The sequence below is a fragment of the Arthrobacter sp. 18067 genome, from assembly GCF_902706295.1.
Classification (GTDB): domain Bacteria; phylum Actinomycetota; class Actinomycetes; order Actinomycetales; family Micrococcaceae; genus Arthrobacter.
The window spans coordinates 101,755-123,154 of the sequence record NZ_CACSJJ010000009.1 but is presented as its reverse complement, the minus strand read 5'-3'; the positions used below and the strand labels follow the sequence as shown (position 1 = coordinate 123,154).

Genomic DNA, 21,400 nt, shown 5'->3' with positions numbered 1-21,400 from the left:
CATCACGGACTTACCAAAACAAAGAAAAGCTTGCCTTGCGTTGAAGCGCCGGCAAGCTTTTCTGCTTGTTGGGGATCCGCGGCCACCACCACCAAACCCTCGGTGTCGTTGGTGCCGAGCCATTCGCCGGTCTTGCCGCCCAGGGCTGAAGTCCAGAGAACTGGGACAGGGCCGGCCAACACCTGGCTTTGCCTGGATTCGTCGTAGGAGCCGGCCGCCGTGAGAACCACTGTTACCAACTGGCCGGGGGAGAGCAGCTGGATGGACGACGGGTCAGCCATCCGCAGCGGCACCGCGGCCGCCCCTGCCGGTGCGCCGGTGAGCAGCCCTGGACCAAGGAGACTGGATTCCGTTGGGACCTGCCCCCTGCCCAGGGGTGAGGCAAGTTGGCGCCCAACCAGGGCCTGAACGTCCGTCACGGCACCGGTAATGGCAAAGTCCGGCGGCACACCCTGGCTGGTGAAGTCGGACTCCACGAGGCTGGTGCCTGTTGGAAGATCGTGGGAGGCCACGAGGACATTGATGCGTAGTTCTGATGCCGGTGTCAGTTGTTGGACTGCCATCCCGGCGGCAAGGCAGAGCAGGAGGGCAACTGTGAGCCTGCGGTTTCGTCCGATCCAGGAGCCGAATCTTCGCATGTGGCCCCGGTGGTCAGCGCGATCCCGGGAGCGTGACCGGTTGAACCTTGCGGGAAGGCTGCCGGGGACACCGGATCGCCTCTTTCGTCCACGCGGGACCGGTGGCCAAGCGGTGTTGATTGATGCTGAGCGCTCGGCGCGGGCAAGGAGGGCACTGCGTGACTGATGTGGCATGCCGCCACGTTAGTCAGCTGCCAGGCCCGCAAAACAGTGGTCTGGTGCGCTATGTGGAAAAGGTGGAAATCTAGCTGGCTGCTGCGGCCGCTGCCGGCGCGGCAGCGGGGGCAGACGAGGCAGCGGCAGGGGCTGTCGGTGCGGCCGAAACGGTGCTGCCTTTGGCGTCGCGGGAATCAGTCCGGTAGAAACCCGAGCCCTTGAAGACCACGCCGACGCTGTTGAACTTCTTGCGGAGGGCACCCTTGCACTCAGGGCACTCTGTCAGGGAGCTGTCAGAGAAGGACTGGACGATGTCAAAGGCATGGTCACAGTCTTTGCAGGCGTATGCGTATGTGGGCACTGAGTTCCTCCTTCAGGACAAAGTTCAGGTCCTGTGCAGCGGCGGCGGAAACAATGTCCGCATTAGCAGTCGCAGGGCCTGAGTGCCAATTCTATCATCCGTCTCCCTGGCGTGCGCCAGCGGATGTGTTGGAGCTCTCCAAACCGGAAGTCATCAAGGAGACGGGGCGGTCAGGCTACGTCTACCGTGCCGTCGAGGCGGAGGACGCCGGAGGGCGTTAGTATCTCCCGCACGGGGCGGTCAAATGGTTCGGCGGGGATCGAACCTGTTGGCAACAGGTCGTCGTCGTACACCACTGCGATGGTGGGCGGCCGCTGGCCGGAAGCGTCGAGGCCTTGGAGGAGCCGGTCGTAGTAGCCGCCTCCTTGGCCGACCCGGTTTCCATCCATGTCCACTGCTGTGGCAGGCATGAAGATACCCGCACTCCCGGCGACAACCTGGCTTTCCAGGCGTTCGCCTTCGGGTTCGTCGATGGGGGCGTAGGCGGAGCGGACAAACACCGTTGAGGGCGTCCAGTACACCCAGCTCAACTGCCGGCCGGGCTCACAGACGGGAAGCAGAACGCGATGTCCGGCCTCGTGCAGCGCCTCGATGAGTGGCATGGTGGGCGGTTCGAAGGCAACCCCCACATAGACGGCAAACGTGGCGGCCGTGGCGGGGGAGGTCGATGCTGCCCAGGCCGTTCCGTGCTGTGCGATCGCATCCCCCGCGGCCGCGATCTGTTCCGGAGAGAGGGTTCGCCTGTGCCGGCGGCGGCTGCTGCGGATGTCTTCCTTCGATGCCATGGGTATCCGATCGTGAGGTGGGCCCGTTGCCTGTCCAGCAACAGCGGCCGCCGCGGGGGAGACCGAAATGTGTTCCCGGCACGGCGAGGGTTTAGCCGATGATGTATTCCTTCCGTTACATTAGTCCGGTGACTCTCGATAACAATGCTGTCCGTAAGGCCGTCATCCCCGCAGCGGGTCTTGGCACCAGGTTCCTGCCTGCAACAAAGGCGATGCCCAAGGAAATGCTGCCAGTGGTTGACAAGCCAGCCATCCAGTACGTCGTCGAAGAAGCCGTTAAGGTTGGCCTGCACGACGTCCTGATGATCACAGGGCGCAGCAAGCGTGCCCTTGAGGATCATTTTGACCGCGTGCCGGCGCTGGAAGCGACCCTGGCTGAGAAGGGCGATACCGCCAAGCTTGAGGCCATCCAGTCCGCCACCAACCTCGGCGACATCCACTATGTCCGCCAAGGCGACCCTAATGGCCTGGGCCACGCTGTCCTTCGTGCAAAGCAGCACGTTGGCCACGAGCCTTTCGCCGTTCTCCTCGGCGATGACCTGATAGACGCCCGCGATAACCTCCTGAGCGACATGATCGCCGTCCAGCAGAAGACCGGTGGTTCCGTGGTTGCCCTGATCGAGGTGGAACCCTCCAAGATCAGCGCCTACGGTTGCGCAGACGTCGAAGAGATCGGCGAGGACGGCTACGTCCGGATCAAGCAGCTGGTCGAAAAGCCGTCCCCGGAAGAAGCGCCTTCAAACCTCGCCGTCATCGGCCGCTACGTGCTTCACCCGGCAGTGTTTGATGTTCTGGAGAAAACTTCTCCGGGCCGCGGCGGCGAGATCCAGCTGACCGATGCCCTTGAAGTCCTTGCCGCCGGCGAAGGTGAGGGCTACGGCGTGTACGGCGTCGTTTTCCGTGGCCGCCGCTACGACACCGGGGACAAGCTCAGCTACCTCAAGGCATGCATTGAGCTGGCGTGCGAACGCGACGACCTCGGTCCCGAGCTGCGTGAGTGGTTGCCGACCTTTACTGCCTCGCTTCCCAAGTAACACCGGATGTACGGCTCTGCGATCTGGCCGGTGACGCTGGAAAGCGGAGACCTGCTTCTTCGCCCCATCCGATACCGCGACAAGCGGGAGTGGTCTGAAGTCCGTTCGCGGAACAGCGAGTGGCTTGCGCCATGGGAGGCGTCCAACCCCGCACCGGGTGGGCGCCTGCCCAGCTATCGGCAGATGGTCGGCTCGCTGAACGACCAGGCCCGTCACTCCACGGCGTTGCCTTTCCTCATCGTTGAGCGGACCCCCGGATTCCGGGAACCGCGAATCGTGGGGCAATTGACCGTTTCCTCCATAGTGTGGGGATCGGCCATGATGGCAACCCTGGGTTACTGGGTGGACAGGGAACGTGCCGGGCATGGCATCGCTCCGACGGCGGTTGCCATGGCAACTGATCACTGTTTCAGGGTGTTGGGCCTCCATCGCATGGAGATCAACATCAGGCCCGAAAACGCACCCAGCCTGCGGGTGGTGGAGAAGCTTGGATTCCGTGATGAGGGATACCGGGAACGCTACCTGCACATCAACGGCGAATGGGCTGACCATCGCTCGTTCGCGCTGACTTCCGAGGAAGTTCCGGAAGGCCTGTTGCGTCGGTGGCTCAGGGGATAAACGGGCAGGTCATAGGCCTTTTTGGCTGTATCTCCAGTCATTTGCGGACTCGCCGACGACACACCGGCCGCAATGCCGCCGCGCCCGGCGATTTGCTTCTACGGTTTTGAATGTGGACTTCCCTCTCAGCAGCTCAGTGATACTCGTGGTCACCGTCGCGCTGTGGATGGTCTGGGTGGCGCCCTACGTTTTACGGAACAGGCGCCAACAAGTCCAAACAGCCACTGTCCCGGCAGAGGCGATCGACGACGAACCAGACGAAACGCAGGCAGGGGTGGTACTGACTTTGGCACCTCAGCAGGAGAAACCGATGGAGACCATGCACAGCAAAGCACAGGCGTCGCCCCAGGAATCCCGTGTGGCTGAGTCGTTCCCTGGAAAAGCTCCCACCACTCCCTTCACCATCCGCTACGCCCGGCTCACGCTGGCGTTGGCAGGCCTTGCCCTGCTGGTGACGGCAGTAGTTTCCGGCGTCCTCCTCACCTTTGGCACCGGATCAGTATGGCTGCCGCTGGTATCCCTCGTTGGGGCTGTGCTCGCCGTCGTGACCTTGCGGAAGCTTGCCCTCCGGGATCTTCGCGAACGCCGGGCACGCCGTGCTGCCCAGGCGGCGCCCATTCCGACGCCGGCGCGCTACTTGCCGAAGGAGCCGGCAGTGGAAGCGAAGGAAACCACCGTTTTCGACGCTGAGGCCACCAGCCGTGAAGCTGCGCGGTTGTCCGCCGTTGAGCTTCGCCAGGCTGCTTTGGCAGTTGCAGTTGCCGCGGGAGACAAATCCGCCCAGGCCGCCGGGGACTCGAAGGGGTCCAGCTGGGAGCCGGTCGCAGTTCCCAAGCCGACGTACGTCGAAGCCGCCAAGGCTCCAAGGCCGGCTCCTGAGCCTTTGGATCTCCCCGAGGCTCCGAAGCCTGTAGGCAAGCCCGTCTTGAAGCAAGGCGCTGAGCAAGCCGAGGCAGCGGCCACTGTATCAGCCAAGGGTCAAAGCGCGCTCAGCAACCTGGACGACGTCCTGCAGCGCCGCCGCGCCTAGAACCTACATGACCAGCATCTGCGTCGCGGGTGGCACCGGGCAGGTCGGTCGGGAAGTCGTCCGGCTCGCGCTGGCTGCGGGGCATACGGTGACCGCCTTCTCCCGCCACGTACCGTCTTCCGACTCGGTGAAGCGTCACGACGGAGCAACGTACTTTACGGGCGATGTCACCACAGGAGAGGGGCTCGCAGCCGCTTTGGTGGGTGCCGACGTCGTCATTGACTGTCTCGAAGGCCAGTTCGGTAAGGCCCAAAAACGATTCGCCGACGGCGGTGCCCGGCTTCTTGCCTCGGCGCACCTGGCCGGCGTCCGTAAGGCAGTGGCGTTGTCCATCATCAACTGTGATCTGAGCACCTACTCGTACTACGTCTCCAAGGCGGACAAGGAGCGGAAATACGCTGCGTCTGCGCTGGAAACCGTGGTGGTTCGGGCCACTCAGTTCCATGGTCTGCTGGCGATGGTCTTCGCCGCTGGGGCCAAGGTGCTTCTCATACCTGCATTCAAGGCGACCAAGTTCCAGTCGATCTCGCCTGTGGACGTAGCTCGGGCGTTGCTCGACGCGGCGCTGGAAGCCCCGGGTACCGAGCGGCACCGCATGCGAACTGTGGGCGGTCCGGAGGTCCTCACCATGCGTCAGATGGCGGAGTCGTGGAAGACGGTCACTGGGAGGCGAGGCAAGATCGTGGAGCTGCCCTTGCCCGGGGCCATGGGGTCTTACCTTCGTGCCGGCAACAACCTGATCCCCGGGCGGAAGGATGGCGCGGAGACGTTCGTGTCGTGGTTGGAAAAGCACGACGAAACTTTGTAGCCTAGGGACACTGGCCAGGCCGTACAGCTTGGCCCAGGGGCTATAGCTCAGTTGGTAGAGCGCTTCGTTCGCATCGAAGAGGTCAGGAGTTCGAATCTCCTTAGCTCCACACACGTTGCCTTGGCGTCCTTTCGGAGCAGGTAGTGGGCGTTCCCAGTGCGAGGAAAAGACGAGTACCAACTACTCGTGTGCCTGGACCTCAGGTTCGCCTTTACTGAACACAGCGGATCCAACGCAACGGCCAATGATCCCCCTCGTTTGCCGGCGCTGCCCCAAGGTTCCGCGGCCGGGGCCGGACGGCATTACCCAGAAGTGCTGTCCGGCCCTGTGCTACAAGGTTCTTATCAAGGCGCGGTGGAATCGGCCGGGATGGTGGTCATCCCCATCCTGCGAAGAATCCTGCCACGATGACCCAGCACCTCCTCCTCTCGTTGCCTGCGCCACCTGCCCAAAGACCGCAGGCGGGTATATCGTTTAGTATCGTTCGCAACCCCAAGAGGTGAGCTTGATGCACAATTCATTCCCTGCAAACGGATTCATGGGCAACAATCTGGACGGCATGTGGCAGGCCGTTGAGGAGTTTCGCTCCCGGTTTGAAAAGCGCTCCGGCACCCGGGCCGGCCGGGGGGAGCTACGGACGGCTATTCTTGCCCTGCTTGCCGAGCGTCCGATGCACGGCTACCAGATCATTCATGAAATCGAAGAACGCAGTGGTGGCAGCTGGAAACCGAGTGCCGGTTCCGTCTATCCCACCCTTCAATTGCTGGCAGACGAGGGGTTCGTCAGTGCGGAAGAATCCAGCGGGCGCAAAATCTACTCCTTGACCGAAGCCGGCCGGGAGGATGTTGCGGGTTCTGAATCGTCCGCACCTTGGGACTCCTTGGGCACGTCGTCGAACCCGGGATTCGCAGCACTGCCCAAGGCCGGCGTGGAACTCGCTCAGGCCGCGGCGCAGGTTGGCCGTACCGGAACGCCCAAGCAAGTGCAGGAGGCTGTGACGGTGCTCGAGGAGGCACGTCGCCGCCTGTACTCGATCCTCGCCCAGGACTGAAGGGGTGACGTCGGTTCGGCGCGAGCGGGCAGATCCCATGCCGGGAACCGGGGATCCCCGCGTCCGCTACCGCCGAATCCTGCGATTTGCCGCATGGCATCTGGCAATGACGTGGTGGTTTGAGCTGTTCCTGCCACGGGTGGGCCTGCGGAGGCTGACCGAACGTAACCGGGCCACCAGGATGCGGCGCTTTGCCCGGCGGTTTCATGGCCTCGCAGTGGAGCTCGGCGGCCTGATGATCAAGGTGGGCCAGTTCATGTCGTCCCGGCTGGATGTGCTCCCACCGGAAATCACCGCGGAGCTGGAGGGGCTCCAAGACGAAGTTCCTCCCGTTGCCTTTCCTGCCATCCGGACGCTTGCCGAAGCCGAACTCGGTGCATCCCTGGAGGCGGTGTTCGCCTCGGTCGAGCAGACTCCCATTGCAGCAGCGTCGCTCGGGCAAGCGCACCGGGCAAAACTCCTCGCCGGCAATGCCGAGGACACAGGGCTCAGCAGCGTGGTCTTCAAGGTGCAGCGGCCTGGCATTGCCGAAATCGTCGACGTCGACCTGGCAGCCTTGCGGAAAGTGGGTGGCTGGCTCAGCCGCATCCGCATTGTTTCAAGCCGGGCAGACGTGCCGGCCCTGATCAAGGAGTTCGCGCAGACGAGCTTGGAGGAAATCGACTACTTGAATGAGGCGGCCAATTCTGAACGTTTTGCCGCTGACTTCGCCGATGACCCGCGGGTCACTGTCCCGGCTGTGGTCTGGGAACGAACAACGCGTCGTGTGCTGACCCTCGAAGATGTCACGGCCATCAAGATCACTGACGCGGAGTCGCTTCGCCTGGCCGGCATAGACCCGGCCGAGGTTGCTCCAGTCTTCGCCTCGGTGATGTTTGACCAGTTGTTCACCAACGGTTTCTTCCATGCCGATCCCCACCCCGGCAATATCTTCGTCACGCCGGCCAACGATCCGTCGAGTGAGCATCCCTGGAAACTCACGTTCATTGACTTCGGCATGATGGGCGAAGTTCCCGTGAAGACGCGCAGCGGGCTGCGCAAGCTCCTGATCGCTGCTGCCTCACGGGACGGCAAAGGGCTGGTGACCGCCATCAGCGACGTGGGGGTACTGATGCAGTCGGCCGACACCACTGAGCTGGAGCGGGCCATGACGCAGCTCTTCGCGCGCTTCGGCGGAATGGGTTTCGCGGAGCTTCGCGACGTTGATCCGCGGGAGTTCCGTGAATTCGGGACTGAGTTCGGCAGCGTGATTCGCTCGTTGCCCTTCCAGCTGCCGGAGAATTTCCTGCTCATCATCAGGGCCATGTCCCTGACCTCCGGTGTGTGCAGCTCACTGGACCCCCGCTTCAACCTGTGGGACTCCGTGGAGCCGTACGCGGCACAACTTCTGCGTGACGAGCGGGGAAACCTCATCAACGACGTCGCATCCCAGGCGCTCGATGGTGCCGCCATTGCCCTGCGCCTGCCCAAGAGGCTGGACGGGCTGGTCACGCGATTCGAGGAAGGGTCACTCCAAGTGGGCAACCGGCGCCTGGAGCGGCAGATGTCCCGGCTCATTCTCACGGCGCGGCGGGCAGTGGGTGCGCTGATCTTCAGCGCGCTGCTGATCGCTGGAGCCATTCTGCGGGCGGATGACCCCGCGCTTGGCAACGTGCTGATGATCGCTTCAGTAGTTCCGTTGATCTACGGCTTGTGGTCGGGTCGGCGCCATCGCTGAGCAACGGCTCTGGACTAAGCGGACGGTTGAGGAAACGGGATCCAGCAGGCAGGGTTCACGACCACCCCCGCATCGTAGACTTGCCCTGTGACAGAGACCCCCGTTCCGCATTACGAGGCCTCCAGCGGCATGTCCGGCCCCATCCTGGTAGGCGTCATGCCCGGGCAGCGCCCCGTGGTCCTTGAGCAAGCGGCCCACGTGGCCGCCAGTGCCGGGCTGCCATTGGTCTGTGCGTATGCCGACGTCACGGTGTACCCGGTGGACGGCACCATGGGCGGCCCGGCTGCCCCCATTGATCCGGACGGCGTTGATGACGATTCTTACAAAATTCCCGAATCCCTGAGACAGGCCATCGCCACACAACTGGACGGCAGCGGCATCGAATGGTCCGTGGTCCAGTTGGCCGGCGAACCGGCCCGTGCCTTGGCCCGGGAGGCCGAAGATAAAGGCGCGTCCATGATCGTGGTGGGCACGCGGGAGCACAAATTGGCCGCAGCGCTCAAAGAACTGACGGCCGGATCCGTGGCCCGCCACCTCTTCCATCGCCAAGCCCTGCCGGTATTGGTTGTTCCCGTCAACCCCCGGGTACCCATCGACGATGACGACGACTGAGGCCGAAAGCCCCCTCCACCTCCACTGGGGATTCATTGGCATCGTGGCAGCGGGTGGTGTGCTGGGGGCTCTCGCACGGTACGGCCTGGGGCTGGTCATCCCCGCGCCGGGAGCATGGCCACTTCCCACCTTGGTTATCAACCTTTCGGGCGCACTTGCCTTGGGCGCTTTGCTTGAGGGCCTCTCCCGCAGGGGTCCCGACGCCGGCAATCGCCGGGTGCTGCGGCTCGGGCTGGGTACGGGGTTCCTTGGCGCATACACCACCTACAGCACGCTGGCTTTGGATGCGGTGCACCTGTTCAGCGCTGGAGCGGCTCCTGCTGCCGCGGGATATCTGGCCGCGAGCCTGTTGGGCGGCGCTGGTGCCACCATTGCGGGTATCTGGCTGGGGGCCCGGCATCACAGGCGCGCTACTGGACGCCAATCGTGACGGTCATCCTTCTTGCCTTGGCGGGCGGCGTAGGTGCGGCCGTGCGGTTTGTGGTGGACGGACTTATCCGGGCACGCCTCAACACCGCATTCCCCTGGGGGACCGTTGCCATCAACATTTCGGGCTCCCTGCTGCTGGGCGCACTGGCAGGGTTCGTGATGCGTGGCCAGGCGCCGGAATCCCTCCTGCTGGTACTCGGTACAGGTTTCCTGGGCGGCTACACCACCTTCAGCACCGCAAGCCTGGAGACCATCAGGCTTGTTCAAAGCGGACGCACGGCCCTGGCAATCATCAATGGGTTGGGCACAATGGCACTCAGCGTGCTTGCCGCTGCGGCTGGCGTAAGTATCAGCCTTCTGGTGCCTTGAGCTGTGGCGAACCTCACCCTCAAAAGTGTCATTGCCCGCCTGTAGGATCGAGCCATGGCTAAGAAGACTTTCAATGATTTGTTGTCCGCCCAGGTCGCCAATGAGTTTGCGGCCTCCCAGCAATACATCGCAGTAGCTGTGTACTTTGACGGCGAGGACTTGCCGCAGCTGGCCCGGCACTTCTACCGTCAATCCCTTGAGGAGCGCAACCACGCCATGATGATGGTCCAGTACATGCTGGACCGCAACGTGCACGTTGAGATCCCCGGTATCGCCCCGGTGCGCAACAACTTCACCAACGCCAAGGAACCCATCGCGTTGGCCTTGGAACAGGAAAAGGAAGTCACTCGAAACATCGAGGAGATGTTCCGCGTTGCCCGCGCCGAGGGAGATGCCTTGGGCGAGCAGTTCATGCTCTGGTTCCTGAAGGAGCAGGTTGAAGAGGTCGCGTCCATGACCACCCTGCTGAACATCACCGAGCGTGCCGAGAACCTCTTCGACATCGAGAACTATGTCGCCCGCGAGACTGTAGGCGATGGCGGAAACGATGCCAGTGCTCCGTCCGCGGCCGGCGGCGTTATCTAGCCGTCCACCCCAGCCCACGTTTTCAGAGAGGCCGCCGGAAGCTCAGCTTCCGGCGGCCTCTTCCATTGACGCGGCATCATCGGGGTCTGAACGTTCCAGCAGGGACAAGCGGCTCGCAATACGTGCCAAGTCAACGGGCAGGACGCGGCCCGGCGCATCGATATCCCAGTTCAGAGGCCCCGCACCGACCAGTAACAGCGTGATGTCCTGGTCGTGGAGAACATCCACCACATTGCTGAACCGCTGCCATGCGGGTGCGGATGCCGAATCATCATCTTCCGGCGAAGGAACGTCGTCAATGACCCACGTCTTGTACGTATCGGCCAATACCAGGAAGTCCGATGTTGACGTCAGCCCGCCGCAAAGCTCCTCAAAACCGACCCAGAGCAAGTCGGCGTCTGAGTTTTTGACAAGTACTGGCTGGGTGGTGGGGCTCAGGATGCGGCTTTGGGAGGGCTGGGGCCGGAAGAGGCCAAGGCGCCCCAGCTGCCGGGATGTGCCGGGGGAGATGATGCGACCGGCGCGGAACGCCTCAAATCCTGTGGCCGGACCGGATCCGGCGGCGGGAAAGCGGCGGAAATCCGAGGCACCATTGATCTCCACGATGTCCATCATCTCCTTGATGGCTTCGATGGTGGGTAGGAAGTGGTCATGCCAGAGGGGATTGGGCAGGAGGTCGTCCGGGGCGTAGTTCGAGGTCACCACCAGGGGGATCCGGCGCTGGGCTGCGGACCGCAACAACCGGGCAATGAACATGCCATCGCCGACGTCATGGACGTGGAATTCATCGAAGAAGAGCACATCGATGTCATCCAGCAGAGAGTCCACCGACTGCTGGATGGCCGTTCCGTTGCCGGCTTCGAAGCTGTGTGTTCCAGAGTGGAGCGTGCGGAAGAAGTCGTGGAAATGGACACGCCTCTTCCGTGCCTCCAGCCGTCCGTAGAAGCTATCCATCAGCCAGGTCTTTCCGCGGCCCACCGGTCCGTGGAGGTACAGGCTTCGAGGCGCCCTCTTTGAGAGTGCACGACGGCGGCCGGTCACTTGGGTGGCGAAGGCCGCCAAGCGCTCAGCTGCTTTCCGTTGGCTGGGCTCAAGCTCGAAACCCGACCGCCCGGCGTCGTGCTCCATGGCCGCCACCAAAGTCCCGGCGATGTCCCGCGCTGTCCGCGGAGCAGGCCTCAAGAGAGGCGTCACAGCCAGCCTTTGCGCTTGAAGATGGCGTACATGAGCAGTGCGGCACCGACCATGAGTCCCACCGCCAGAGGATAGCCGAAGTCCCAATGCAGCTCGGGCATATGGTCGAAGTTCATGCCGTACACGCCTGCCACGAAGGAAGGCGCAAAGAGGATGGCAGCCCAGGAGGAGATCTTCTTGACCTGTTCGTTCTGCGCGGCGCTGGCTTCGTTCTGTCGGTTCGCGGTCAGCGTGCCGTCCAAAGTGAGGGCGTTCTGCAACAGATCCCTGAACGAGTTCACCCGCGAGATGACGCGCTGAACGTGATCCTCGACGTCGCGGAGGGAACGCTGCAGCTCGATGTCCACGCCATACTTTTCGAAGCCCTTTTCCAGCAGCGCCATCATGTCCGGGAGCGGCTGGATGGCCCGCTGGAACTGGATCACTTCGCGGGCGAGCTCGTAGATGCGACGCGACACCGTGCTATCGCCGCTGAAAAGCTGGTCTTCGATTTCGTCGATGTCGTTCTCAAGACCTGCCACCACAGGCGCGTAGTCGTCCACTACTTGGTCCAGGAGGGCGTAGAGCACGGCTTCAGGTCCATGGCAGAGCAGGTCCGGACGCGTCTCAAGCCGGTGGCGGACCCGGGCGACTCCACCGGTTTCAGCATGCCGAATCGTCACGACGAAGTTTGGTCCGGTGAAGATGTGAAGTTCGCCGAACTCCACTGTCTCGGTTTCGTCGAGGTATCTGGCCGGGCGGAGAACAGTGAACAGGTTGTGGTCGTACCGTTCGAGCTTGGGCCGCTGGTGTGCAGAAACAGCGTCCTCAACGGCGAGCTCGTGGAGGTCGAATTCCTGGGCGACGGCGGCCATCTCGTCCTTCGTGGGCCGATACAGGCCGATCCAGGCCATGCCACCGTGTTCCGCCAATGTTTCGAATGTTTGCTCGAGGCTGTGCGGGGTGGCTGTGCGGACACCGTCTACATATACGGCGTTGTCGATGATGGTCACTGGGTGAACGCTACTGCATGGCTCCGATGATGGCGCCCGCAACGGTCATGGCCACGAGGTCGTGGCCGGAATCGATCACGGTCACTGCGGAGGGGCGCCCGGCGAAGCCGTTGTGAATGACATGGCCGCCGGCGCGGAATACCAAGGCTGCGATCAGCGCGAAGAAACCGCCGGCCCAGAAAGTGTTGAGCTCCAGCGCGCTGATAAGCACAGCCAGGAGAATGCTGGTCAAGGCCGCGGCCACCATCATGGGAACCCAGATGCCGGCGCCACCTTCGATGTTTTTGAGGTCGTCTTCGGTCTTGCCGATCGCCTGCATCCACCTGCGGCCAAGGACGGCCGGCATGTACCAGACGAACCCAATGACCATGCTTGAAACGAAGGCCAGAAGAACAGCGAGCCAGTTGATCTGGGAGATGTGTGAGAGCCAATCCATGCCTGAAATCCTAGTCCGTTCAGGCCTGGGGGCCGGTGCTCTGGCTCTCCTGCCTTGGGCGTGTTGGTGCTGCAGACATCCGTTCGATAAGCGGCTCAGTGCGGTACGGGATATGCGTATGCAGGGCCAGGACGGTTTCCGTTCGGATGACACCCTTGGTGCGCAGCACCGAGCGCAACGCCGACTGCAGGTTGTGTGTGTCCGTTGCGACCACCCGGCACCACAGATCGCCGCGGCCTGATATCTCGTGGACTTCCAGGACTTGGGGGATCAGACGCAAGGCGCCAATGACGCCGTCGAGTTCCCGGTGGGTGACTTCAATCGTGACAAAGGCCACGACGTCGTACCCCACCTTTTCGAGGTCAACTTCCCGGCCTGCAGCCTGCAGCACTCCGGTCCGAAGGAGGCGCTTCACCCGGCTCTGGGCCGTATTGCGGGCTATGCCCAGGGCGTCGCTCAACTCAGCGATCTGGATGCGGGGATCCCTGATGAGTTCAAGAAGGATCTTCAGGTCCATGGGGTCAAGGGTGTTCAAATGGTCACTCCAGCTCACTTGGCTCGTACTACTTTGATTATTTTGCTCAATCCTTGCACTTTTGCAGCTCTTTGAGATCAGCGCTATTGCATTCTATTGCCATCAATACTTAGTCGGATTGCACTTCCCACAAGGAAAACCACAGCCGGCGAACGAGCCCGAAGGCATGGAAATGACTGTCTTGAGCGAACTCCGCATGCGTCCGGCCACCGCCGAACGCTGGGGATGGGATGCCTCCACCACCGCCCGGCTGGTCCTGACCGGGGTTGTGATCTTTACGCTCCTGGTTGGCGCCAACCTGGCCACGCCCTTGTACCCTCTCCTCCAGTCCAGGCTTGGCCTGTCCTCGCTTGACGTGACGGTAGCCTTCTCAAGCTACGTGCTTGCCCTGGTAGGAGTCCTCATGGTGGCAGGCCACTGGTCAGACCACATCGGACGCCGCGCGGCGCTGGTGCTGGCGGTCCTGGTTGGATTGGTGGGCGGAGTGATTTTCGCCAATGCGGACACCCTGGTGTCATTGTCCTTGGGCCGGGCGTTCCAAGGAGTAGCAGTTGGACTTGCAACAGGAGCCAGCGCCGCAGCCCTGCGTGAATTGCTGCCCCAACGCCCCGACTGGGCCTCCCGCTTTACCCTTCTGTCCTCTGCCGGAGGCGTGGCCGCAGGCCCCGCAATAGGTGGCCTCTTGTCACTCTTGCCGGACTCCACGCGCACTCCCTATTACATTCACTCGGCAGTGTTGCTTGCAGCGCTGGTTCCCTTGTGGCTTTTGAAAGCACGGCCAGCCATTGCACCCGCGGCAGGACCGAAGCCCCTGAAAGTCCTCGCCCCGCGGAGGCCGTCCATCTCGCGTGACGCCCGTGGAGCATTCTGGATGGCAGCGGCCACGGGATTCCTGAGCTTCGCAGTCTTCGGCTTCTGCCTGTCCTTGGCGCCGGGCTACTTCGCCAGCGTGGTGCACGCCGATTCGAGGCCCCTCATTGGCTTGCTTGCAGGGGTCACTTTGGGTGCCTCCGCGCTGAGCCAGCTGTTGGGCACACGCGGACGCTTTGTTGTTCCCCTGGCGTTGGTGGTTCTGGGCTGCTCCGTGGTTCTCATCGGAGCAGCGGCCGCATGGTCAAGCCCTTGGCTGCTGGTGGCTGCAAGCATCACCGCGGGCGTGGGCCAGGGCCTTGCATTCCGGAAAGTCTTCAATGAAGTTGCCGGCAGGGTTGAGGCCGCGCGCCACGCACAGGTCATCAGCACCGTCTACGTCATCACCTACTTGGGAAGCGCCGTTCCGGTGATCGGACTGGGACTTGCTGTCTCGGCACTCGGCCTGCAGGCCGCCGTCGTGGGTTTCACTGTTCTGTGCGGCGTGGCCGCGCTGACCCTTGCGGCCGTCTCACTCCGGAGCGTATTGCGTTCCTGAATCCGGCCTTATTCGGGCAGAGGTCCACGGTTGCCGGGAATGTGCTGGAAGACCATGGTGGTTTCCGTGTGTCCGACCACAGGGTCCGTGGCGAGGTTGTCCAGGAGCCAGTTGCGGAGGTCGTCGGTGTTGGCTACCGCAATGTGGAGGAGGTAGTCCACGGAGCCGGTGGTGTGGAAAGTGGAGATGACCGCAGGCAGCTTGGGGACGCGGGCAGTAAAGCGGTCGATCTGGTCGCGGTCGTGGGCACGAAGGCGGACGGCGATGAGGGCCTGTACCGAACGGCCGATGGCCGGCAGGCTCAAGACAGCTTCAAAGCCTTCGATGATTCCCCGTTCGGAGAGCGCTCTGGTCCGCATCAGGGCCGTGGAAGGGGCGATACCCACCAGCTCCGCCAACTGCTTGTTGGAGATACGGGCGTCGTCCACCAACGCTGCGAGGATTCGTTCATCGATCGCGTCCAGCGGCTCTGCGCTGCCGGTGCTTGACCGAACATTCTTCGTGGGGTTGCTCACGGATCCTCCTGAAATTGCCTTTCATCCATCCTAATCGGTGAATTCTTCAGGTGACTATCGTTGAGGGAGGGTCCGCCGGTCTCGTCGGTTGGCCAGGCGTTGGAGGGGTTCGCTGAGAAGCATCAGCAACAGGGGAAGGTTGCCGGCGTTCGGAAGGGCCAGGGCAATGACAAGAGCCGCAAGGAAGAGCCCGGAAACGATGGCGCCTGCCCGGATCCCTGACGTCATTTCAGCGGCATCCATGTCGTGCAGATCCGGGTGGGACCGCAGATAGACGCGCGCCAGAAGGAGCATGAGGCTGGTAGCGAACAGCGTTCCGATGTAGACAAGGGGCTGGGCCCAGTCGGACTTCATCTGGGTGGACAGTGATGTAGCTACGGGCATCACCACGATCGTAAACATCCAAGCAACCGTCAACCACAACAGTCCGGAGTCGACGTGCCGGACTTTCTTGAAGAGCCGGTGGTGGTGCATCCAGAACACGGCAATAAGGACAAAGCTAAGGACGAAGCCGAGTAAGGCGTACTGCTCCTCGGACAACCATTCGGCCGTCGTGCCATCGTGGTCCGCCAGCTCACCCACGCTCTCCATCAGCGGAAGGATCAACAACGTCAAAGCAATCGCCACCACGGCATCCGTAAACGCCTGCAAACGCTCCGGTGACGACAGTTCCCGGGGTTTCGTGACCTGTGTCATGCCTCTGATTGTAGGGGCAGGTCCGTTGAAATCAGCCGAGGTGTTGGGGCCTTCGGTGCACTATCAAGGTGACGGCCGCCGTCGTGCATGAGAGGACGATGACGCTCAAAGCCAACGCAGGCCAGCCAAACGCCTGGAACGCCAAGCCGCCGGCCCAGCCAATAAGGCTCGAACCCAGGTAGTAGGACAGGTTGTACAGGGACGCTGCCTGTGCACGGCCCGTAGTAGCGATTGCTCCGGTCCAGCCCGAACCCACACTGTGGGCTGCAAAGAAGCCGCCTGTGAAGATAACAAGCCCGGCCAGGGTGGCTGCCAGGTTCTCCACCAATGTCAACGCCAGGCCTGCGGACATGACGGCGATCCCGGCCACCAGGACGTTGCGCCTGCCAAACCTCGTGGTCAGCCCCGCAGCCCAGCGTGAGCTGACGGTTCCGGACAAGTAGGCAAGGAAGATGAGGCTGACAACCGTGGCGGGAAGTCCGAAGGGTTCCGCATGCAAACGAAAGCCCAGGTAGTTGTACACCGCCACGAAGCCGCCCATGAGGAGGAAGGCCTGCAAATACAGCGATACCAGCTTGGGATTGCTCGAGTGTCCTTTCAGGGTACGGAAGGCGCCGCGGAATCCCGTTGCCGGGGCTGGGCTGAAACGCCGTTGCTTGGGAACGAGGACCAGGAACAGGACTGCGGACACGGTGGCCAGCAGGGAGACAGCCAAGGCTGCTGCCCGCCAGCCCCAGAGCTCGCCTACTGGGCCGGCCACCAGGCGTCCGGCCAGCCCGCCCAAGGTTGTTCCGGCAACGTACGTCCCGGCCGCCAAGGCTGTGTGGACCTTGGTCACTTCCTCATTGAGGTAGGCGATGGCGATGGCTGGGATTCCGCCCAGGGCCATGCCTTCCAAGGTTCGAATGCCCAGCAGCAGCGGCACGGTGGGGGCCAGCGGAACCAGCAGCCCCAGGAGCGTCGCGGCTGCGATGCCTATAGCCATGGCACGTACCCGCCCAATCCTGTCGGCCACGAACGACCACGGCAGGACTGTGATGGCGAGACCCACGGTGGCGAGGGAGATACTAAGGGCGGCCTCGGCTGCTGTGATGTTGAGGTCGCTGGCCATGAGGGGCAGGACAGCCTGGGTGGAATACAGCTGTGCAAAGGTGGCAACGCCCGCAAGCGCCAAAGCGGCGAGCACCCGGCTGTAGCCTCGCGACCCCTTGGCATGCCCGTCCCATGTTTCTGTGCTGCCCAAGGCGATTGCTTTACTCACCCGGCAAGACTAGGCCTCGCCAGACACCACATTCCAATGCATGAATCATCTAGAATTGATGCATCAGAGCATGAATTGTAAGAGCTATGCAGGGGGATCACTGCTGACTGGAGATGACCGTGGAACCTTACCACCAGCAACTCATCCAGCTCCTTCCGCTCCTTCCCGTTCTGGCCGAACTTGGCCGCACGGAACATATGACGGAAACCGCGGAGATCCTTGGTGTTCCCCAGTCCACCGTCAGCCGGGCGGTGGCCCGGGCCAGCGCCATCGTGGGGGCCGACCTGCTGATCCGCGATGGCCGCGGCATCCGGCTCACCCCCGAGGCCAGAACATTGCTGCCCTACATCGAAGCAGCACTGGAGAATTTCCAGGCCGGGCTGGACAGGGTCAGGCATGAGTCTGACGTGGTGAGGGGACGCATCGGAGTTTCCTTCCAACACACATTCGGCGAAGCGACTCTTCCTCTGCTCATCAGCGCGTTTCGCGGCCGCCACCCCCATACGGTCTTCGACCTGTGGCAGGGTCCCCGCGACGACTGCCTGCAACAGTTGGCCAGCGGCGATATGGACTTTGCACTGATTGCGCCGATCGCACCCGAAGGCAGGGGCATCCACTCTCTGCCGCTCTACCGCGAACCGCTCAGGGTGGTCCTGCATTACCGGCATCCCTTGGCGGGGCGGTCCAGCCTGCATCTCTCAGAACTGCGGCACGATCCCTATGTGACACTTCCAGCCGGTGTTGGGCTGCGGGCCTTGGGCGAAGCACTCCTTCGCGAAGCGGGCTTCCGCCCGAGGATTGCCTTCGAAGTCCAGGAGTCCACCTCCGCCAGGGGCCTGGTTTCCGCCGGCCTCGGGTTCAGCATCCTTCCGCCTGCGGGTCCCGGCTCAGGTACCGGCCAGTTTCTTCCGAAGGCCGAACTCGGGCTCGTCGAAGTGGCCATTGAGTCCGAGCTGGCGTTCCGCCAGATTGGTATCGCCTGGCGGGAGCGAAGCTTCGAACCCGACGCCGTTCGGCTCTTCCGCGAACTTGTCACCTCGGAGGGCGGAGCGTTGCTCGCCGAACTTGTCAGTGCCCGCTCAGGTACTCCCTGACCACGTCTTTCGCCGATCCCTCACGGGCCGACCGCCAGCCGGCACCCGCCCACAGATTCAGGCGCTGCGGATCACCGGCCGCAGACGAGGCTGCCCGTACCGGTGCCGTGAGGTGATGGATGGCAGGGTAGCCTTCCGGAGCATCCTGATGGTCGCGGACGAAGGCGTTGACCAGCGATCGGGCCCAACGTCCGGTGAAGGCGCGGGTCATTGCCGTTTCAGTAAAGGCGGGATCACCCAATGCGTCCTTATGCAGCTGCCGGGCGCCGCTTTCGTGGGTGCGAACCAAGGCGGTCCCGATTTGCGCGGCTGATGCTCCGGCGTCCAGCACCTCACGCAACCCTGGGCCATCCATGATGGCACCTGCCGCGATCAGTGGAAGTCCGACGGCGGCACGCACCTGGGCGACCAGTTCCGCCGTCGTCCGGGCTGCCGGGGTTCCGGCTGGTTCCTTACCGCCCGGCAGGAACGCGGCCGAGTGTGCGCCTGCAGAGCTGTGCTGGACGGCGAGGGCGTCTGGTCCCTCCTCGGCAGCAGCCAAGGCTTCCTGGACACTGGTGACGCTGCAGATGACAGTGGTGCCGGCCTTGCGGAGCCCGGCCACCACCGGCTTCCCGGGGAGGCCAAAAGCGAAGCTGACGAACTCCACGGGATCGGCCAGTAAAACATTGATCTTCTCCTGCCACGCGTCGTCGTCGTCAAGGCGGAGCGGCGGCAGGGTCACCCCGTAGCGCGCCGCCTCGGGTTCCAACTCTGCGCGGTAGGCCTGAAGGCGCGTCTGCGCAGCCAGGCTGGGCGCGAGCTGGCGTGCGTCGGGCACAAAGACGTTCATACCAAAGGGGATGTTGAGGGACCGGGTGGCCGTGATCTCGGCAACCATTGACTCCGGGCTTTTGTAGCCGGCAGCGAGGAATCCCAGACCGCCGCCATCATGAACTGCCTGCACCAATGCGGGCGTCGACGTTCCCCCGGCCATGGGGGCTGCAATAAACGGTGTGCCAAACAGGGATTCGGACATGTGCGGTTTCTCCTCCGGACGCTCCAAGCTAGTCTTTCACGGTGAACAATCCTGACTCTGCCCAGCATTCCCAAGCCCCCACGGAAGCCTTGAGCGGCACCGTCATCGGGCTCGACATCGGCGGTACGAAAACCCGCGGCGTGCGGTTCGAAAACGGCGTGCCCGTCCGTGATGAGAGCGCAGGCAGCTCCAATGTCCAAAACGTCAGCCGCGAGCAGGCTGCTGCGAACCTCGCCGAACTGTTTGGCAAGATCGGTGGCGGCCGGATCGATGAGGTGTACGCCGGTGCGGGAGGCATCGACACCGACGAAGATGCCCAGGCGCTCGCCGACCTGATCGCACCCCATGCGCCCGGCGCCCGCATCACGGTGGTTCACGACTCACGGTTGCTGCTGGCGGCCGGTGGAGCCAGCACGGGAGTAGCCGTCATTGCGGGAACCGGCTCAGCGGCGTGGGGAAAGAACGACGCCGGAGAGGAAGCCCGCGCAGGAGGCTGGGGCTACCTTTTGGGTGATGAAGGCAGTGGCTACTGGCTGGGGCGGGAAGCTGTCCGGCACAGCCTGCGCCGGATGAACCAAGGCCTGGAGCCGGACCGGCTTAGCGCTGCGCTGCTGGACTCCGTCGGTGTGGAGGAACCCGGCAAGCTGATCGCCTTGTTCCACTCGCCGGACACTGGTCGTCGCTACTGGGCCCAGCAAGCACGCCTCGTGGTGGAAGCCGCCGACGCCGGTGACGAAACCAGCAAGGCTTTGGTGGAACAGGCGGGCCGTGACCTCGCTGAGCTCGCCGAGCAAGCCGTTCGGCAGTTGGGACTGGACGGGCCGGTGATTCTGGGAAGCGGACTTGGCATGAACGTGCCCCGGCTGCAGGAAGCGTTCAAGGCGAAACTGGCCGAAGACGGCATCGTTGATGTACGCATTCTTCAACAGGATCCCGTGTTCGGTGTCCCGCGCTTGGTAGCCGAGCAGCGGGCCTAGTGGAGCAGCGCCGCTAAAACCTAACCGCGGGTTCGTGGCCGCAGCTTGACGCCCGGAAGCGGGGGAGCGGGGATGCGGCCGGCTTCCGGTCCGGCATCGGGACCATGGCCTGGGACAAAGCCGAAGCGTGAGGTGGCGGCGGCGTCGTCGTCGAGGAGTCCCTCTGCTTCCCATTCCTCACGTGCTTGTTCGACTTCCTCGTGGGTACGCCCAACGAAGTTCCACCACATGAGCAGATCCTCGCCGAACGGTTCGCCGCCGAGGAGCATGAACCGCGTGCCTGGCTGCGCCTCGACCACAAGGCCGGACCTCCCGGCGCCCAAGTAGGCCAGCGGCCCGGCCTCGATGTCCTGACCGTCGATGATCACGTGGCCGTCCAAGACTAATACTGCGTGTTCAAAGTCCGGCCGCAAGGGCAGCTCGAGTGAGCCGGAGCCTGTGATGTCGGCCCCAACGATGGGGCTGAACATGGTGGCGGGGGAGCGCTGGCCGGCGAATTCGCCCACCATGACCGTTGCGGTGAATCCTTCGCCCACTGCCACCGGCAAATCCTTGACCTGCTCGAAGGACGGCGGACGGTGGCGGTGCTCCTCAGGAAGGGCTACCCACAGTTGGAGCCCGCGCGAAACGGGAATCTCTTGTACCTCGGGGCCCGGTCCTGCCCCGGTGGTGGCGGGCAGGACCGAGAACTCCGAGTGTGAGATGCCATGGCCTGCTGTCATGATGTTCAGCTCGCCCGGCCGTACCACTACGTCGCTGCCCACGCTGTCGCGGTGCCGCACTGCGCCTTCCATAGGCCAGGTGACAGTTTGCAGCCCACAGTGCGGATGGGGAAGGACGCTCATGGCCACGCGGTCGGGCCCGAAGCTGTCCAGGAAGCACCATGCGCCAACGGTCGGCAGCCCGCGCTGGGGCAGCGTCCTCATGACGTTCATGGCGCGGACGCCTCCCAAGGGGACTTCGCGTTCGGGCCACAGCTGAACGCACGGACCTTGATCTTCCGTAGCCGCCGGGCACACTTCCTGTGCCGGAGAAGTATCAAGATTGGTCATGTGTTCATCACCTGTGCATAAATGTTGGA

At 63.2% G+C, this 21,400-nt stretch carries 25 protein-coding genes and 1 tRNA gene; 14 read left to right on the top strand and 12 right to left on the bottom strand.

What is annotated here, in order from left to right; all coding sequences use genetic code 11:
* Positions 1 to 2 precede the first annotated feature (2 nt).
* The 3 genes from GVL04_RS10935 to GVL04_RS10925 form a co-directional block, all read right to left on the bottom strand.
* Positions 3 to 638, bottom strand: a complete 636-nt coding sequence (locus tag GVL04_RS10935) for an RcpC/CpaB family pilus assembly protein (RefSeq protein WP_235036246.1) — start codon at positions 636 to 638, stop codon at positions 3 to 5.
* 244 nt (positions 639 to 882) lie between these two features.
* The gene (locus tag GVL04_RS10930; protein WP_159703857.1) at positions 883 to 1,155 is read right to left on the bottom strand and encodes an FmdB family zinc ribbon protein; all 273 of its coding nucleotides are present in this window, start codon (positions 1,153 to 1,155) and stop codon (positions 883 to 885) included.
* A 170-nt stretch (positions 1,156 to 1,325) separates the two neighbouring features.
* A complete protein-coding gene (locus GVL04_RS10925) occupies positions 1,326 to 1,940 on the bottom strand; it encodes a 5-formyltetrahydrofolate cyclo-ligase (protein ID WP_159703854.1) in 615 nt (204 codons plus the stop codon).
* 98 nt (positions 1,941 to 2,038) lie between these two features.
* Between GVL04_RS10925 and galU the strand changes: the two genes are divergently transcribed.
* The 11 genes from galU (at position 2,039) to GVL04_RS10870 (ending at position 10,193) form a co-directional block, all read left to right on the top strand.
* Positions 2,039 to 2,974: a UTP--glucose-1-phosphate uridylyltransferase GalU gene (gene galU, locus GVL04_RS10920; protein WP_200846815.1), complete on the top strand. Its 936-nt coding sequence runs from the start codon at positions 2,039 to 2,041 to the stop codon at positions 2,972 to 2,974.
* Between the two features lie 6 nt (positions 2,975 to 2,980).
* The gene (locus GVL04_RS10915) at positions 2,981 to 3,592 is read left to right on the top strand and encodes a GNAT family N-acetyltransferase (protein ID WP_159703851.1); all 612 of its coding nucleotides are present in this window, start codon (positions 2,981 to 2,983) and stop codon (positions 3,590 to 3,592) included.
* Between the two features lie 145 nt (positions 3,593 to 3,737).
* The gene (locus tag GVL04_RS10910; RefSeq protein WP_159704054.1) at positions 3,738 to 4,622 is read left to right on the top strand and encodes a hypothetical protein; all 885 of its coding nucleotides are present in this window, start codon (positions 3,738 to 3,740) and stop codon (positions 4,620 to 4,622) included.
* Between the two features lie 7 nt (positions 4,623 to 4,629).
* Positions 4,630 to 5,430, top strand: coding sequence for an SDR family oxidoreductase (locus GVL04_RS10905; RefSeq protein WP_159703848.1), 801 nt, complete (start codon positions 4,630 to 4,632; stop codon positions 5,428 to 5,430).
* A gap of 36 nt (positions 5,431 to 5,466) precedes the next feature.
* Positions 5,467 to 5,539, top strand: a tRNA-Ala gene (locus GVL04_RS10900).
* 399 nt (positions 5,540 to 5,938) lie between these two features.
* Entirely contained in the window at positions 5,939 to 6,481 is a 543-nt protein-coding gene (locus GVL04_RS10895; protein ID WP_159703845.1) for a PadR family transcriptional regulator, read from the top strand.
* Between the two features lie 4 nt (positions 6,482 to 6,485).
* The gene (locus GVL04_RS10890; RefSeq protein ID WP_159703842.1) at positions 6,486 to 8,198 is read left to right on the top strand and encodes an AarF/ABC1/UbiB kinase family protein; all 1,713 of its coding nucleotides are present in this window, start codon (positions 6,486 to 6,488) and stop codon (positions 8,196 to 8,198) included.
* Between the two features lie 87 nt (positions 8,199 to 8,285).
* A complete protein-coding gene (locus tag GVL04_RS10885; RefSeq protein ID WP_159703839.1) occupies positions 8,286 to 8,810 on the top strand; it encodes a universal stress protein in 525 nt (174 codons plus the stop codon).
* Positions 8,797 to 9,240: a CrcB family protein gene (locus GVL04_RS10880; RefSeq protein WP_159703836.1), complete on the top strand. Its 444-nt coding sequence runs from the start codon at positions 8,797 to 8,799 to the stop codon at positions 9,238 to 9,240. Before GVL04_RS10885 ends, GVL04_RS10880 begins: the two co-directional genes overlap by 14 nt.
* Positions 9,237 to 9,608, top strand: a complete 372-nt coding sequence (crcB, locus tag GVL04_RS10875; RefSeq protein WP_159703833.1) for a fluoride efflux transporter CrcB — start codon at positions 9,237 to 9,239, stop codon at positions 9,606 to 9,608. The genes GVL04_RS10880 and crcB overlap by 4 nt, the downstream gene beginning before the upstream one ends.
* A 54-nt stretch (positions 9,609 to 9,662) precedes the next feature.
* Entirely contained in the window at positions 9,663 to 10,193 is a 531-nt protein-coding gene (locus GVL04_RS10870; RefSeq protein WP_159703830.1) for a ferritin, read from the top strand.
* 42 nt (positions 10,194 to 10,235) lie between these two features.
* Here the strand turns inward: GVL04_RS10870 and zapE are convergent, their stop codons facing one another.
* From zapE to GVL04_RS10850, 4 genes are read right to left on the bottom strand one after another with little or no spacing between them, the layout of a single operon-like run.
* Positions 10,236 to 11,387 (bottom strand): cell division protein ZapE, encoded by a 1,152-nt coding sequence (zapE, locus tag GVL04_RS10865; RefSeq protein ID WP_235036245.1) that lies wholly within the window; start codon positions 11,385 to 11,387, stop codon positions 10,236 to 10,238.
* Positions 11,384 to 12,379: a magnesium/cobalt transporter CorA gene (gene corA, locus GVL04_RS10860; RefSeq protein ID WP_159703827.1), complete on the bottom strand. Its 996-nt coding sequence runs from the start codon at positions 12,377 to 12,379 to the stop codon at positions 11,384 to 11,386. Before corA ends, zapE begins: the two co-directional genes overlap by 4 nt.
* 10 nt (positions 12,380 to 12,389) lie before the next feature.
* Positions 12,390 to 12,815: a DUF1761 domain-containing protein gene (locus GVL04_RS10855; protein WP_159703824.1), complete on the bottom strand. Its 426-nt coding sequence runs from the start codon at positions 12,813 to 12,815 to the stop codon at positions 12,390 to 12,392.
* Between the two features lie 19 nt (positions 12,816 to 12,834).
* Positions 12,835 to 13,350 carry an Lrp/AsnC family transcriptional regulator gene (locus GVL04_RS10850; RefSeq protein WP_200846818.1) on the bottom strand — a complete coding sequence of 172 codons (516 nt, stop codon included), beginning with the start codon at positions 13,348 to 13,350 and terminating at the stop codon, positions 12,835 to 12,837.
* Positions 13,351 to 13,522: 172 nt separating this feature from the next.
* Between GVL04_RS10850 and GVL04_RS10845 the strand changes: the two genes are divergently transcribed.
* Entirely contained in the window at positions 13,523 to 14,758 is a 1,236-nt protein-coding gene (locus GVL04_RS10845; RefSeq protein ID WP_159703821.1) for an MFS transporter, read from the top strand.
* A gap of 8 nt (positions 14,759 to 14,766) precedes the next feature.
* On the opposite strand, the gene GVL04_RS10840 is transcribed toward GVL04_RS10845, so the two are convergent.
* From GVL04_RS10840 to GVL04_RS10830, 3 genes are read right to left on the bottom strand one after another with little or no spacing between them, the layout of a single operon-like run.
* Positions 14,767 to 15,273, bottom strand: coding sequence for an Lrp/AsnC family transcriptional regulator (locus GVL04_RS10840; protein WP_011775479.1), 507 nt, complete (start codon positions 15,271 to 15,273; stop codon positions 14,767 to 14,769).
* A gap of 54 nt (positions 15,274 to 15,327) precedes the next feature.
* Positions 15,328 to 15,969: a TMEM175 family protein gene (locus tag GVL04_RS10835; protein WP_159703818.1), complete on the bottom strand. Its 642-nt coding sequence runs from the start codon at positions 15,967 to 15,969 to the stop codon at positions 15,328 to 15,330.
* Between the two features lie 31 nt (positions 15,970 to 16,000).
* The gene (locus tag GVL04_RS10830; protein WP_159703815.1) at positions 16,001 to 17,230 is read right to left on the bottom strand and encodes an MFS transporter; all 1,230 of its coding nucleotides are present in this window, start codon (positions 17,228 to 17,230) and stop codon (positions 16,001 to 16,003) included.
* Between the two features lie 113 nt (positions 17,231 to 17,343).
* Here GVL04_RS10830 and GVL04_RS10825 point away from each other — a divergent pair, with 113 nt between their 5' ends.
* The gene (locus GVL04_RS10825; RefSeq protein WP_159703812.1) at positions 17,344 to 18,324 is read left to right on the top strand and encodes a LysR family transcriptional regulator; all 981 of its coding nucleotides are present in this window, start codon (positions 17,344 to 17,346) and stop codon (positions 18,322 to 18,324) included.
* Here the strand turns inward: GVL04_RS10825 and GVL04_RS10820 are convergent.
* Positions 18,299 to 19,342 (bottom strand): nitronate monooxygenase, encoded by a 1,044-nt coding sequence (locus GVL04_RS10820; protein ID WP_200846814.1) that lies wholly within the window; start codon positions 19,340 to 19,342, stop codon positions 18,299 to 18,301. The two genes, GVL04_RS10825 and GVL04_RS10820, sit on opposite strands and share 26 nt — an antisense overlap.
* 41 nt (positions 19,343 to 19,383) lie before the next feature.
* Here GVL04_RS10820 and GVL04_RS10815 point away from each other — a divergent pair, with 41 nt between their 5' ends.
* Positions 19,384 to 20,319 (top strand): N-acetylglucosamine kinase, encoded by a 936-nt coding sequence (locus GVL04_RS10815; protein WP_159703806.1) that lies wholly within the window; start codon positions 19,384 to 19,386, stop codon positions 20,317 to 20,319.
* Between the two features lie 20 nt (positions 20,320 to 20,339).
* Here GVL04_RS10815 and GVL04_RS10810 read toward each other — a convergent pair whose 3' ends face one another.
* Positions 20,340 to 21,371, bottom strand: coding sequence for a pirin family protein (locus tag GVL04_RS10810; protein ID WP_159703803.1), 1,032 nt, complete (start codon positions 21,369 to 21,371; stop codon positions 20,340 to 20,342).
* Positions 21,372 to 21,400 lie beyond the last annotated feature (29 nt).

What these genes read in the sequence shown, in the direction of transcription:
- GVL04_RS10925 (WP_159703854.1), bottom strand. Translation starts at nt 1,940, where the DNA reads ATGGCATCGAAGGAAGACATCCGCAGCAGCCGCCGCCGGCACAGGCGA.
- GVL04_RS10905 (WP_159703848.1), top strand. Translation starts at nt 4,630, where the DNA reads ATGACCAGCATCTGCGTCGCGGGTGGCACCGGGCAGGTCGGTCGGGAA.
- GVL04_RS10825 (WP_159703812.1), top strand. Translation starts at nt 17,344, where the DNA reads ATGACCGTGGAACCTTACCACCAGCAACTCATCCAGCTCCTTCCGCTC.
- GVL04_RS10810 (WP_159703803.1), bottom strand. Translation starts at nt 21,371, where the DNA reads ATGACCAATCTTGATACTTCTCCGGCACAGGAAGTGTGCCCGGCGGCT.
- GVL04_RS10845 (WP_159703821.1), top strand. Translation starts at nt 13,523, where the DNA reads ATGACTGTCTTGAGCGAACTCCGCATGCGTCCGGCCACCGCCGAACGC.
- GVL04_RS10935 (WP_235036246.1), bottom strand. Translation starts at nt 638, where the DNA reads ATGCGAAGATTCGGCTCCTGGATCGGACGAAACCGCAGGCTCACAGTT.
- GVL04_RS10880 (WP_159703836.1), top strand. Translation starts at nt 8,797, where the DNA reads ATGACGACGACTGAGGCCGAAAGCCCCCTCCACCTCCACTGGGGATTC.
- GVL04_RS10835 (WP_159703818.1), bottom strand. Translation starts at nt 15,969, where the DNA reads ATGACACAGGTCACGAAACCCCGGGAACTGTCGTCACCGGAGCGTTTG.
- galU (WP_200846815.1), top strand. Translation starts at nt 2,039, where the DNA reads ATGATGTATTCCTTCCGTTACATTAGTCCGGTGACTCTCGATAACAAT.
- GVL04_RS10870 (WP_159703830.1), top strand. Translation starts at nt 9,663, where the DNA reads ATGGCTAAGAAGACTTTCAATGATTTGTTGTCCGCCCAGGTCGCCAAT.
- GVL04_RS10855 (WP_159703824.1), bottom strand. Translation starts at nt 12,815, where the DNA reads ATGGATTGGCTCTCACACATCTCCCAGATCAACTGGCTCGCTGTTCTT.
- GVL04_RS10820 (WP_200846814.1), bottom strand. Translation starts at nt 19,342, where the DNA reads ATGTCCGAATCCCTGTTTGGCACACCGTTTATTGCAGCCCCCATGGCC.
- GVL04_RS10915 (WP_159703851.1), top strand. Translation starts at nt 2,981, where the DNA reads ATGTACGGCTCTGCGATCTGGCCGGTGACGCTGGAAAGCGGAGACCTG.
- GVL04_RS10895 (WP_159703845.1), top strand. Translation starts at nt 5,939, where the DNA reads ATGCACAATTCATTCCCTGCAAACGGATTCATGGGCAACAATCTGGAC.